This window comes from Herbaspirillum sp. meg3 (assembly GCF_002257565.1).
GTDB lineage: Bacteria > Pseudomonadota > Gammaproteobacteria > Burkholderiales > Burkholderiaceae_D > Herbaspirillum.
The window spans coordinates 5236121-5249455 of record NZ_CP022736.1; the positions used below are offsets into that span (position 1 = coordinate 5236121).

At 57.3% G+C, this 13335-nt stretch carries 8 protein-coding genes; 5 read left to right on the plus strand and 3 right to left on the minus strand.

Going from position 1 to position 13335, the window contains the following annotated elements; translation table 11 throughout:
• Positions 1-49 precede the first annotated feature (49 nt).
• Both hmeg3_RS23595 and hmeg3_RS23600 read right to left on the minus strand, forming a co-directional pair.
• Positions 50-2179, minus strand: a complete 2130-nt coding sequence (locus hmeg3_RS23595) for a DUF262 domain-containing protein (protein WP_094565881.1) — start codon at positions 2177-2179, stop codon at positions 50-52.
• A 103-nt stretch (positions 2180-2282) separates the two neighbouring features.
• A complete protein-coding gene (locus hmeg3_RS23600) occupies positions 2283-3188 on the minus strand; it encodes a LysR family transcriptional regulator (RefSeq protein WP_094565882.1) in 906 nt (301 codons plus the stop codon).
• Between the two features lie 136 nt (positions 3189-3324).
• On the opposite strand from hmeg3_RS23600, the gene mdlC reads away from it, so the two are divergent.
• Both mdlC and hmeg3_RS23610 read left to right on the plus strand, forming a co-directional pair.
• On the plus strand, positions 3325-4974 hold the full coding sequence (mdlC, locus tag hmeg3_RS23605; protein ID WP_094565883.1) for a benzoylformate decarboxylase: 1650 nt from the start codon (positions 3325-3327) through the stop codon (positions 4972-4974).
• A gap of 47 nt (positions 4975-5021) precedes the next feature.
• Complete coding sequence (locus tag hmeg3_RS23610; RefSeq protein WP_094565884.1) at positions 5022-6473, plus strand: aldehyde dehydrogenase; 1452 nt, start codon at positions 5022-5024, stop codon at positions 6471-6473.
• 48 nt (positions 6474-6521) lie between these two features.
• On the opposite strand, the gene hmeg3_RS23615 is transcribed toward hmeg3_RS23610, so the two are convergent.
• Positions 6522-9842 carry an AAA family ATPase gene (locus tag hmeg3_RS23615; protein ID WP_157739336.1) on the minus strand — a complete coding sequence of 1107 codons (3321 nt, stop codon included), beginning with the start codon at positions 9840-9842 and terminating at the stop codon, positions 6522-6524.
• 380 nt (positions 9843-10222) lie between these two features.
• Here hmeg3_RS23615 and hmeg3_RS23620 point away from each other — a divergent pair, with 380 nt between their 5' ends.
• From hmeg3_RS23620 to hmeg3_RS23630, 3 genes are all read left to right on the plus strand, one after another.
• Positions 10223-10468, plus strand: a complete 246-nt coding sequence (locus tag hmeg3_RS23620) for a hypothetical protein (protein WP_094565886.1) — start codon at positions 10223-10225, stop codon at positions 10466-10468.
• Positions 10469-10543: 75 nt separating this feature from the next.
• Positions 10544-12109, plus strand: a complete 1566-nt coding sequence (locus hmeg3_RS23625) for an MAC/perforin domain-containing protein (protein ID WP_094565887.1) — start codon at positions 10544-10546, stop codon at positions 12107-12109.
• Positions 12106-13329 carry a glycosyltransferase gene (locus hmeg3_RS23630; protein WP_094565888.1) on the plus strand — a complete coding sequence of 408 codons (1224 nt, stop codon included), beginning with the start codon at positions 12106-12108 and terminating at the stop codon, positions 13327-13329. Before hmeg3_RS23625 ends, hmeg3_RS23630 begins: the two co-directional genes overlap by 4 nt.
• Positions 13330-13335: the final 6 nt, after the last annotated feature.

Genomic DNA, 13335 nt, shown 5'->3' on the forward strand with positions numbered 1-13335 from the left:
TGATTCAGCAAAGCTGAACAACAAATTGAAAGTACGAAAAAACAATAATTTACTGCTTAACCTTACTCGCTCCAGCCGTTGTGACATAACTAGAGAGTTCTTCTTTTATTGCAATCGTTCGATGCTCAATTGCTCCAACAATCTCTTCCTTCCATTTCTCTTCCGCCAAAGTCAACGCGGACATTTTTAGAGGAATTTTCAATGAGGCTTTCCATTCATCTGCAGGAAAATCCGCTACCTTGCTAATCCACGAATCAAGACTATCTTTCCCTTTGGAAATATTAAACGTCTTATGAAGCAACGTACAATTTCCTAATTGATTTGCAATTTTCAAGGATTCAGCATCACCAGAAAATATGGCTTCCCACCGGCTCCACGAAACTATATGGTCGACTTCTATGCTTGCCTTTCCTTTAGCACCGTCCCGCATAACTATGTTGGCGTGTCTTTCACGTTCTTCACTGAGCCTATTCCAAACCCAAAGAGCTAAACGATAAGAGCGCACTTGGCTACGATCTTCAATTTCTAGCTGTCGCACGAACGCCAATGCCTTCGGCCGGAGAGTTTCAAAATTCGAATCCAGCACATGAGACCACTCTTCCTGTGCAGTAGAAAGTGCCAACTCTTCCCTCAGCGCAGACCAATTTTCAGCAATGGCCTTGGCGTAGTGCGCCATGGTCTCGTCGGTTCCTTTTGCCCATTCTCCGGCCCATTGTGATAGTACGAACCAAGGTTGACTAACCGAGGACAAGAAAGACCCCATCGCAAGATCTGACCCCAAATCGTCAGTAGTTAGTGTTTTTGATCGCTTGCGTAACAATTCGTGTCCTACCCCGCATGCAAGAAGAACCGCCAACGCATTAACCGACCTATATACCCCTCCGAATTCCAAACCTTGAGCAGCTAGTGCCTCCAATACTTTCGCAAATGCAGCCTCAACTACATTCATTTCGTCATAAAGCCAATTTGCCATCGCTCTGACGGTTGCTCCATCCAGAAGATCTCTATCCTTTACCAACGCCCCCTTACGATCTGTTCCGAAAACGGACCATATGAAGGACAGTACTTTAACAATTTCATCAGCAGCCAGCTTCAAAGCCGGATCAGCCTGAGAGCAAATTTCTGCAAGTCTTGCGATCGCATTTTCAGCGGAACCAAATTCCGAAGGAGCTTTCGCATCCCAAGAAACTTTGATCCAAGCAAAAGTAATTTCTTCTCTTGTAAGAGTTCTTCCCCCACTGTTTAATCGTGTGAAGATGTTGACGATCGCATCGTTATATTCATGCTGAGCAGTGTATCCAGAGGATGCGAGCGTACCGAGTTCGAGAAAGCTAACTTGCTGAGTTTGTGCAAGTGATATCTTCCGCGAGAACTGAACAAATCCATTGAGAAGATGCTGAATTTTCTCTTTGCATACGCCATGCTGCTCAAGCAATGTCTCGCAAATTTGGAACTGGCTGTCATGATCCTGACTTCCTAAGCCAACGCAATGTTTCCAGATTTTTGCCATACTGATATACCGCCCTGAACTTCGAGCGACATCAGGTAAAGGTGGTTCATATTCAGCACTACTTGGTGTGATGAACCGAGACATCAAATCTGCCGAATTAAATGCCCATATAAGCATTTGCGTAAAATCCGCATCTTGCCGCAAATTGGGGAGCCCATACTTACTTTCAGTCAAGTTATCTGCCAATGCAGTCAAGTCTAAATAGACTCGGCCTAAAGTCCAGCGCTTCTTTGCCAATGGCCCTCGCAAATTACTGGATCCCACAAGCGAAGTTTTCCAGTCTGCGTCCAACAATCGTAGCCCGCCTGACTCCGCTCCAAACACCAACAAAAGGCTTTGCAAACGTTGTTGGCCGTCAAGAACCATCTTGAACTCACTTGGTTTTTCTGCGGTTCCAAATTGCTCTGCCTTGCCTCCCGTATTTCGATCAATTAACCGCCAAAATGGCCTAGACGGAATCAGTGTGTCACGTTGATTAACCGAACCAAGATTCCAAAGCAGCAGTGTGCTAAATGGCCATCCGCGAAGCATCGAGTCAACCAGTCGAATTACCTGATCTGGCGTCCATACATAGGGCCGTTGAAGATTAGGAATTAGAACATTCGCGTCTTCGCTGCAGCTCTTGAGCAATTCGTTGAGTGTTGCATGATTAGCTTGATAAATTGACATAGTTATATTTTTTTAGGATTAGAAAATTTTTAATTTGAAAAGCTATCAGTCTAGTTCTCTGTCACATAACTCTATATAGCATCCGCTCATATTCCACAGATGTTTAACCCTTCACCGTCAACACCCTCAACTCCTCCAACAACCTCACCGCCGGCCCCGGCAAAATCCCATGCCTCCGGCGGAACGCGGTCAGCGTTCTTGTCCCCGTCGCACCTTCAATCTCCAGTGCAGTAATCAGTTGCGCCTTGCGATCCACTTCGAACATCGGGGCGGGCATCCAGCTCAGGAATCCTGAGCGTGTCACCAGGCTCTTCAGCACCATGACCGAGCGCGTCTCTACGGCGCTGTTGGGCATGGGCAGGCCGTGGTCGTGGAAGACTTGTTGCATCTGCTCGTAGGGGCCGGTGCCTTGCGGTGGCAGCGCCCAGGGTTGCGAGAGGGTGTCGATGAGGCTGAGATTTTTCTTCTGGCGCAGCGGGTGGTCGGCTGCTGCGACGACGTAGCTGGTGTCTTCCCAGCGGCAGTCGCTGATGGCGCAAATCTCTTCCGTATCGTCGACGGCCATGCCGAGAGCGAGGTCGACTTCGTGGGTGATGAGGGCGTCGGTGAGGCGATCCCAGACGCCTTCGATGACTTGTACTTGGAGGGTTGGGTGCTTCTTGAGGACTTCGCCGATGGCGAGCGGCAGAACCATGCTGGCGATGCTGCCGACTGCCCCGACGCGGATGGTGCCTTTGACGAGGCCGCGCATGGCGTCGATCTCTTCAGCGGCGTGCTGGGCTTCGCGCAGCAGGAGCGTTGCGTGCGGCAACAGGGCCTTGCCGATGGCGGTGAGTTGCATGCCTTTGGAGTGTCGCTCAAAGAGCGGTGCGCCGACTTGTTCTTCGAGACGCTTGATGGTGCGGCTCAGTGCGGGCTGGGTCACGTGCAGGGCATCGGCGCTGCGGCCGAGACTGCCGGTGGCGACGATGGTAGTGAAAGCGGTGAGCTGGCGCAGATCGAAAGTCATGCGAAAGAGTAATGTCTTTTATCCCAAAAGGCAATTTCAAAACAAGGCTTGGGCTTTCATACTTGCTGCAGCTGTCGTGCGGCCGGACTGCGCTTCATGACACCGCAATCCCTACATTGAAACCAGGAGAATCAGGGTGAGTACTTCCCAATCCACGCAGGCCGCTGCGGCGACATCAAGCACATCTTCTTCCACCACGCCGTCTTCAACCATCACTGTGCGCGACGCGGTGCTGGATTTCATGCGCAGAGTCGGCATGACGTCGGTGTTCGGTAATCCGGGCTCGACCGAGCTGCCGATGTTTCGCGATTTTCCGGAGGACTTCCGCTATGTGCTGGGCTTGCAGGAGGCGGTGGTGGTCGGTATGGCCGACGGCTATGCGCAGGCCACGCGCAATGCGGCGATGGTGAACCTGCATTCGGCGGCGGGTGTGGGCAATGCGATGGGCAACATCTTCACGGCTTTCAAGAACCGCACGCCGATGGTGATCACGGCGGGTCAGCAGGCGCGCTCGATTCTGCCGTTCGATCCTTTTCTGTTTTCTGCGCAGGCGACCGAGTTGCCCAAACCCTACGTGAAGTGGAGCGTGGAGCCGGCGCGTGCGGCGGATGTGCCGCTGGCGATTGCGCGCGCGTATTACATCGCGATGATGCCGCCGCGCGGGCCGGTGCTGGTGTCGATTCCGGCGGATGACTGGGACCAGCCGGCGGAGTTGCTGGCGCCGCGCACGGTGAGCACCGAATTGCGCGCCGAGCCTTTTGTATTGGATCAGATCGACGCGATGCTGGATGCGAGCAAGCGCCCTGCCTTTGTGGTCGGCGCGGCGGTGGATCGCGACAATGCCTGGAACGCAGTGGTGCAACTGGCCGAGCGTCACAACGCGCGCGTGTTTGCGGCGCCGATGTCGGGACGTTGCAGCTTTCCGGAAGACCATCGCTTGTTTGCCGGCTTCCTCCCGGCGATGCGCGAGAAAATCGTCGGCTTGCTCGACGGTCACGATTGCATTTTTGCGCTGGGCGCACCGGCTTTTACGTATCACGTGGAAGGCAACGGGCCGCATCTGCCGCAGGGCGCGGTGCTGTGCCAGCTGACCGATGATCCGACCACGGCGGCGTGGACACCGTCGGGCACGGCGGCGGTCGGCAGTATCCGTCTGAGCGTGCTGGATCTGCTGTCGCGCGTAGCGCCGCCGACACGTCCTTTACCCGCGCCGCGTGTACCTCGTCCGCGTGCAGAGCCAACATCGCCACTGTCGGTGGCGTATGTGATGCAGACGCTGACAGAGTTGCGCAAGCCGTCCGACATCATCGTGGAAGAAGCACCGAGCGCGCGCTCGGTGATGCAGAACTATCTGCCGATCACGCAGAGCGAGGGATTCTTTACGATGGATAGCGGCGGCTTGGGCTACGGCATGCCGGCGGCGTTGGGTGTCGCGTTGGCTAAGCCCGACGCTCGCATCATCGGTATCTTCGGCGACGGCTCGAGCATGTATTCGATCCAGTCGCTGTGGAGCGCGGCGCAAATGCAATTGCCGATCACCTTTGTGATTCTCAACAACGGCCGCTATGCAGCGCTGCAGGACTTTGCGCCGGTGTTTGGTTTCAGTGCGACGGACGTGGTGCAAGGTACGGAACTGCCGGCGATCGATTTTGTCGGACTGGCGCAAGCACAAGGTTGCACCGCGCTGCGCGTGGCCGATGCCTCGGCCTTGCGTGATGCCTTGCAAATGGCATTGAGCCGCAAGGATACGCACAAGCCGATGCTGATTGATGTGGAAGTGGCATAGACAAGGTCCGAACAAACAATGCAACGAATAACTGAATGGAGACAACGATGAACAAGATAGCGATGCTGATCGGCGGCGAACAAACCCAGGCCAAGAATGGTGCAACGTTTGAGCGACGCAATCCACTGGATGGCGCAGTCGCCACCATCGCACCGGCAGCCGGCGTGGCCGATGCGGTGCAGGCGGTGGAAGCAGCGGCAGCGGCTTTCCCGGGATGGGCGGCGACCGGCCCCGGCGAGCGGCGCGCCTTGCTGATGAAGGCGGCGCATGCGCTGGAAGCGAAGGCCGATGCCTTCGTCCAGGCGATGGCGAGCGAGACCGGTGCATCGGCAATCTGGGCCGGCTTCAACGTGCATCTCGCGGCCAATACCTTACTGGAGGCCGCCTCGCTGACGACGCAGATCAGCGGCGAAGTGATCCCCTCCGACCTGCCCGGCAACCTGGCGATGGCGGTGCGCCAGCCGGCCGGTGTGGTGTTGGGCATGGCGCCGTGGAATGCGCCGATCATCCTCGGCGTGCGCGCGATTGCCGTGCCTCTGGCTTGCGGCAATACGGTGGTGCTCAAGGGATCGGAGTTGTGCCCGGCCACACACGGCCTGATCATCGAAGCCTTGCAGGAAGCCGGCCTGCCCAAGGGCGTGGTCAACTTTGTCACCAACGCACCGGCCGATGCCGCCGCCGTAGTGGAGGCAATGGTCGCACACAAGGCTGTGCGCCGCGTCAACTTCACCGGCTCCACGCACGTCGGCAAGATCATCGCGATGCTGTGCGCGACATATCTCAAACCCGTGGTGCTGGAGTTGGGTGGCAAAGCGCCTGCTGTGGTGCTGGATGACGCCGACTTGGAAGTCGCGGTCAACGGCGTAGCCTTCGGCGCCTTCGCCAACTCGGGCCAGATCTGCATGTCGACTGAACGCATCATCGTCGACAACAAGATCGCCGACGACTTCGTCACACGTCTGGCGGCCAAGGCTTCGAGCCTGCCGTTGGGCGATCCACGCAAGGGGCCGGTGGTGCTCGGCTCGGTAGTGGATCAAAAAACCGTCGACCGCTGCAATGCGCTGATCGACGACGCGCTGGCCAAGGGTGCGAAGCTGTTGTGCGGCGGTAAGGCCGAGTCGACGTTGATCCCCGCGACGCTGCTGGATCATGTGACGCCCGCGATGGATATCTACAGCGAAGAATCCTTCGGCCCGGTCAAGGGTATCGTGCGTGTGGAGGGCGAAGACGCCGCCATCGCCTGTGCCAATGACAACGACTACGGTCTGTCGTCGGCGGTGTTCAGCAAGGACACGGCCCGGGCCCTGCGCGTAGCGGCGCGCATCGAGTCCGGCATTTGCCACATCAACGGCGCGACCGTGCATGACGAACCGCAGATGCCGTTCGGCGGCGTCAAGAGCAGCGGTATCGGCCGCTTCGGCGGCAAGGCGGGAATTGAAGCGTTTACGGATTTGCGCTGGGTGACGGTGCAGACGTCGGCGCGGGCTTATCCGTTCTAACTTGTCTCAGCAGTAGCGGCACAGGCGACCCTGATCATTCCGGTCAGCCTACCAGCTCTCCAGCAGGAGATGCAGGCGCGGCGTGCTATGCGAGAAGCCATAGGCCTGCCCCTGCATGCGTAGGCTGACCAACGCGGCCCGGATTTGCTCGTTGTCGCTTTGCAGACGCTTTGCGCATTGCCGCAACAGCGACGTGTGGTATTCCAGCCAGGGGCAGGATTCAAGTTCGGTGTATGGTGTGAGCCTGTCGACATATCGGATAGCAGCCGCAGCGTCGCCATCAAGCAATGCCGTTTCCGCAGCATTCACCAGGAAACGAAACGCATTGTGCGCCACGCAGTCTCGACCGAGAATAGCTTCGCCACGCACCAAAGCTTGCCGGCGTACATCGCGGTCATCGGTCAGTAATGCCAGCGTGCCGAATACCCAAGGCCCTATAAAGCCGTGCAACTGCAAACGATCGATCTTTTCTGCCGCTGTAATAATTGTTCGTTTTGCCTGATCCTGCCGGCCTTGTTGCCACAATGCGCGCGCCATCCCCTCCATCAGAAACGGTTCGAACCGTACTGCACCGAGCGAACGGCTCAAGGCCAGTCCCCCCTCGATCTCCTCTTCCGCCTGCTCGGCCTGCCCCAACCCAAGCAAGACCCAGCTGGCCGTCAGGTGCGCCACCATCTGAGCGCGATGATGGCCAACCTGGCGCGCAAGCTGCACCGCGCTAAGCGCATTTTCCATAGCAGTCACCGGCTGAGCGAGATAGATCAGCACCGAAGCCAGCGCGCTGCGATTGGATGCTTCCAGATTGAGAAAACGGTGCTCGCGACACATGGCAAGGCATCGGCTGAACGTACGGTACGCCGTATGCATTTTTCCCTGAGCGTAGTAGGAGTCGCCAATTCCGCTCATTGCCTGCGCCTCGATTTCCACCGCTGCGCCTGATTGCGCGTAGCGTGCCGCTTCTTCGTGCAAGCGACGGCCAACAGCAAATTCGCCACGCGGAAAACACATGTTTCCTTTCAAGCATAACAACCGCGCCAGCGCGGCATCGTCATGCAGCTCGCGCGCCAGTGGAATGGCGATATCAAGCAGGCGCTGCTCTTCGTCGAGTTCATCGAGCATATTGAGCACGGCGGCCAGACCGGTGACCAGAGCGAGCCGTTCCCGCGGTTCGACAGTCAATTCCAACGCCCGCAAATAATAGCCCCGTGCCGACTCGATTTGTCCCAGGCCGACAGCAGCACGCGCGCGCAATGTCGGCAGCCGCGCATTGTGCGGGGCATTATCCGGCTGACCCGATGCAGATAACTCGCACATCTCCATCGCCACGTCGAAGCGATAGTCGGCCAGCGCTCTATCGACGGCATCGAACATCGCCTCGGCTGCAGCCGGATCGCCGCTGCGGTGCAAATGCAGCGCATACAGCCGCTGATCGCTGTGGCGGAACAACTCCGCTACCGTGCGATGGAACTGCTGACGCTGCACCGGCTCGATTGCATCGTAAATGCAATGCATCACCAGGTCATGCACAAAACGGTAGCGGCCCACACCGCTCCGGCGCACCAGGCAATTGCGGCCGGCCTCGTGCGGCTGATACTGCGAATCGCCGATGACTTGCCGTAGCAGCGCCAGTTCGAAATCGTTGCCAAGCACGGCGGCCATGCGCAATGCACGCCGATGCCTGGCGTCAAGATCGTCGAGGCGCGATTGCACTAGATGACGCAAGCTATCCGATAACGAGGCCTCGGGACTGGCAAGCAACTGCGTCAGGAACAGGGGGTTGCCTTGCGCGCGCTCAACACAACGACGGCGATGCGCGACATCGACGTCATCGAACTGCTCCGCCAGGATATAGGCATCAGCAGCGCCCAAGGGCGCCAGATCGAATATGCTCAATGCCAGGTCTCCCAGGTGATGACGCAAGTCGTCATCGAGCGGATCTCGCTCGATGCGCGCCGTCACCACCCATACGACCGGTGCTTCACGCGTGAGCGACAACAACGTCCCCAGCGCTTCGAACATATACGTATCGCCCCAGTGCAGATCTTCGATCGTCAACAACAGAGGGCACCGTATCGCCCGATGCAAGATCAGAACATGCAGGGCCTTGATGAGGTTGAGGCTGCGCATCTCTGAACTCATCTCGGCATAGAGGGCGTGTTGCCGGGCGTCCAACGGCGCCGCCGCCAGAATGCGGTAAAAAATCTGCCATTCCGGCGGCAACGCCAGCCGGGACAGGGCCGCGTCAACGATATCCGGGCTACCGGCTGCCGCCTCGGCAACGCCATGCGGCAGTTCCAGCAGACTGCAAGCCAGCCGTCCCAGAATCGTCAGCCAGTTATCGGTGCCGTTATCAAGAATATCGCAGTGATGGCACACAAAGCCCTGCTGCCGAGCGATGTCGGCAAATTCAGTAGCCAGGCGGGTTTTTCCCAGTCCGGCCATGCCGCGAAGATATAGCAAATGGCCGGCCTGGTATTGTTCGGCAACGTTGATGACGCCCTTGAATTGGCGAATTTCCGTGTGGCGTCCGATAAGCGGCTGATGCAATATGTCATCGTGCGCCAGCACCCGCTCGAACAGAAAATAGCGCGGCCTCTCGGCGGCGTCCAGCTTTGCCGTCGCCGCAAATGCGAAGCGTGTCGCCAGTTGCCGGCTCAACGCATCCGTGACATAGATGGGTACGTTTGTCCCGCCCGCAGCCGGCCATGCCGGTATCGCATGGGGAGAAGCGTCGTCATGCCGCCGAGACGGTTGCTCTTGCCAACGCGCGGCGCGAATCAGCATTGCCCGCACATGACCGACGAATGCTTCTCGCTGCAAGGCCAGCGCACAGCATAGACAACGCTCGGCATCGCTGCGATAGGCCTGCGGATAGCCAAATACGATTACCAAGGCATGCTCTGACGGCACCTGTATCTGGCCGCCGAACTGTTGCGCCAGTTGCGCCACCGCGGCCAACGCCGGACTATCGACGGCATAAGCAAACGACAACGCCACGTGCAGCTCGACCACGTAACGTACGGTATCGTCGATTACACCTGCATTGATTCCGAGGTCGCTGCTGCGCCGTCCCGTATTGACTCTCGCCGGTTCGTTGGGTGACATGGACGCGGCAACGGGCACCAGCAACTGATCAAGTTTGACGTCGAACACTGTGGCCAGATGGCGTGCCGTCCGGTACAGGACAACCTTGCCGGTCTCGGCGCGTTTGATAGAAGCCACGGAAACGCATAACTGGCGACTCAGACACAATTCGGCGAGCGCTTCCTGACTAAGCGCACGCCTCTTGCGCAGATCCTTGAGCAGCGACGGATTGAGCAGGATACGCCCGTCCATTGCCGGCGGCAGGTTGATAGTTGTCGGATACATCACACCGGTTCTAAAAAAGAGGGCATGCCGATGCAGTTGGATAGAGCGCTGCCCAGCGCATCCTGTCTGCACGAGGCGGATTTTCTGACAGTCCGATTCCATGGCGATCGGACGCCTGACTGTGTGTGCCTGTTTGATTCTTTATACATACTCCCGACCTTCCGGTGCGTATGTGATGCTGAACTGATACCGCCGCGATACTGCTCTGAACTGTCACACTTCAAGGTCGCCGAACATACTTGCCACACCGTCGTTCCATCCCGGACAGCCACGGTATCCCCCTTCTTTCTCCTCGCAGGTGAATATGAAAACAATCCAACTGACAACCGGCACACAGCCCCGCGGCCTCGTGCACCCAAACACAACAGGAGGACGTTGATATGGCATGGCACCATTTGAGATGCACATTTTCCGATTGGCAGCGCGACTACAAACATCGGACAAAAGGCGATCTGATTCACAAACAACAAGGCGCGGTCATCCAAAAAGCGCGCGCCCAGGCCTTGAAAGAATTGCATGCCAGCGGACAGGCCAAGTACACCTCGGCCACCCTCGACAAGGTCGGCTACAACAACGAAACCTGGAATCAAGGCGGCGACCCCGGCCCCAACTACAGGGAAATCTGACTCCCCGACGACCCGGCCATGGTCCGCACATCTCCTGGCTGGGCAAGTACAACAAGACGTTAAAAAGGACGCAATATGCATACCGAATCAACTCAGAAAAGTAACAGTGGCGACGCTATCGAATCCATCCCCGGCTATGCCTTGGTTGGCTACGGCTTCGACATCTTCAAGGCTTACGATCAAAATTCCATCATCAAGGCATTATTCAAGATCGGCGACAAAGGCGGATCATCCATCACCCTCGGCGACAAGAGCTATGCAGTCCCGGAAAACATCTCCCATATCCCAACTGTCGGCAAAGTAGGCAACACCTACCTGTTTTCTTCGCGCGAAAAAGTACAGAAACATTTTTCCACTAAAGCGGATATTGAAGCATCTGCATTCGGTTTTTCCGGGCACATCGAAGCCTCGTATTCCCACACATCCAAATCCAATCAGGACTATTTTTACGCGCTCACCGAAACGTCCAGCACGGCCTACTCACTCTCGTTGCGAGATGATTCCGAAGAGATGCTGACGGACAGCTTCGCCAAGGAAATGAAAAAGCTGCCAAAAAAATTCACCCCTGAGAACCAGAACACTTTCTTTGCTTTCTTCCGCAAACACGGCAGCCACTACGTGGACAAGGTCATCATGGGCGGTCGCCTGTATTTTTCCACCTCGGTCAGCAAGAGCCATTATTCCTCCGAGGAAGAAGTCAAGCTGAAAGTAACTGCCGAATACGCCGGAGCATTCTCTTCGGTCAAGGCAGAATCCGAAAGCAACTGGAAAACGCTGGACCAAAAGTGGCAACAAAACCGATCCGTCACAGTGCAGGCTACGGGCGGCGACGACTCCATTCTTGATGCACTCAAACCGGCCTTCGGCCAGTGGAAAGGCGACGCCTTCAAAACTTGGAACGCCTCGCTGGAACAGAAGCCGGGTATCGTCGATTTCAAACTTGCGCCAATCTCGCAACTGTTCCCTGGCGACCAGGTTGATGAGGTTGCCCTGGCACTAAAAAAGTATATCAATGGCGGCATCGTAGCCAAGGCCATCGTCCTGCCCTCGCACGATCGCGACTACGTGGTGCACGCCAACACCTCGATTTCCTTCGCCAGTCGCGTAGTACCAGTGCTTGATACCATGCCCAAACCACCGACCTCGGAGACTTGGATGGCTGGTGCGCAACTGGTGCTTTTCGACGCCAGCACACATCAGATACTGCTCAACAAGACCCTCTACGCAGAATCCATGGGCCGCCAGGTCACGGACATGTACGATCGTCTATATGCAGAAGTCGCAAAGTTCGACGAAAAAGCGCAGGAATACTATTGTGCGCTGTCGATCTTCGGCGTATTTGCACCGCTCTTCCCGAGAGCAAAACTGGCAGCCTGGCTCGATAGTTGCGGCGCCAAGATGGAGCAATGGAAGCTCCTGGCCGGCTACAGCGCGAGCGATTCCGGCTTTGTTTCCTACTGCATGGTCGGCAGAAGTGGGCAAAGCGGCGGCGCCCAGGAAGATCTCAAGCTGGTTCCGGCTGGACGCGTTCGCGCCAACTACGAAGCCGTCTCACGCTACTTCATCTACGGCAAAAAAATGCTCAGCACAACGGACGGCACCCACGACGCGGACGAAGAGCTGCAAGAGGAAGAGGCTTGAAGCCAGTCGTTCTCCTCGTCAGCCAGGCCGGTCAAAGAACCGGCCTGGCGCGCGTGACCTGCGGCATCGCGGTGCATCTGGCCCCGTATTGCGACATGCACGTGCTGGGGATCGATTGTTTCGATCCCCAGCAGACCGGCCTGATGGCTGCAGGCTGGACCTTGCATCACAATCCGCTCGGCTACGACGTGTTCGCAGAAATGCGCCTGGAGCAACTGCTCGATACCTTGCAACCCGATACGGTCGTTCTTTACAACGACGTAGGTGTGATAGAACGTTACTTCCACGCGCTCGACTGCGCCCGCCATCGCAGCAAGGTGATCGGCTATTGCCCGGTGGACGGTGAATTTGCCCATCCTGATGCGGTCGCACCATTACTGCGTTTGGACGCACTGGCGGTGTTTACCGAGTTTGGACGAAACGCCATCTGCAAGGCCGCCGCACACATCGGCCTTGCCTCCCGGGCGGTATTCCAAAATATATCCGTCATTCCGCACGGACTCGATCTGGACGACTTCCATCCTTGCCCCCCAGACCAACCTGACCATGCCCGCCGACGCGCCGCACGTTGCGCCCTGCTGCCCGGAGAACTGCAAGCATGGGACGGTTTCTGGGTGCTCAACGCCAATCGCAATCAACCGCGCAAGCGTCTCGACCTGACGCTGGAAGGCTTCGCCCGCTTCGCTGCTGGCAAGCCCGATGACGTGCGCCTGTACCTGCATACAGGCATGCAAGAAATCGGCATCGATATCCTGCGTTATGCCGAGATCCTCGGCATCAGCAGGCGCCTGTTACTTACTCGCCGCGACGGCCAGCACCCCGACTGCTCATCTCACCACCTCAATCTGATCTACAACGCCTGCGATGTTGGCGTCAACACGGCCATCGGCGAAGGCTGGGGTCTGGTCAGCTGCGAGCATGGCGCCACCATGAGTGCGCAAATTGTTCCCCGTCACAGTGCGTGTGCCGAAATCTGGCACGGTGCGGCGCTGCTGATGGAACCGGCTGCGACGGTGTGCGGCATCATGCTGCAGGGTCGCGTGATTGATCCCGATAACCTGGCCGATGCCTTGCAACGACTCTACGATGACCCCGAGCAACGGCGCCAACTGGCAAAAGCCGCCCATGCGCGCGTGAACAACGCAGCCTACCGCTGGCCGCAAGTCGCTGCACAATGGAACTCATTGCTGAACCTGTGCAATCAACCGGCCAACCTGTAGCATGCG

Coding starts and splice junctions, on each gene's coding strand:
- hmeg3_RS23595 (WP_094565881.1), bottom strand. CDS start 2,179: ATGTCAATTTATCAAGCTAATCATGCAACACTCAACGAATTGCTCAAG.
- hmeg3_RS23600 (WP_094565882.1), bottom strand. CDS start 3,188: ATGACTTTCGATCTGCGCCAGCTCACCGCTTTCACTACCATCGTCGCC.
- hmeg3_RS23610 (WP_094565884.1), top strand. CDS start 5,022: ATGAACAAGATAGCGATGCTGATCGGCGGCGAACAAACCCAGGCCAAG.
- hmeg3_RS23615 (WP_157739336.1), bottom strand. CDS start 9,842: ATGTATCCGACAACTATCAACCTGCCGCCGGCAATGGACGGGCGTATC.
- hmeg3_RS23620 (WP_094565886.1), top strand. CDS start 10,223: ATGGCATGGCACCATTTGAGATGCACATTTTCCGATTGGCAGCGCGAC.
- hmeg3_RS23625 (WP_094565887.1), top strand. CDS start 10,544: ATGCATACCGAATCAACTCAGAAAAGTAACAGTGGCGACGCTATCGAA.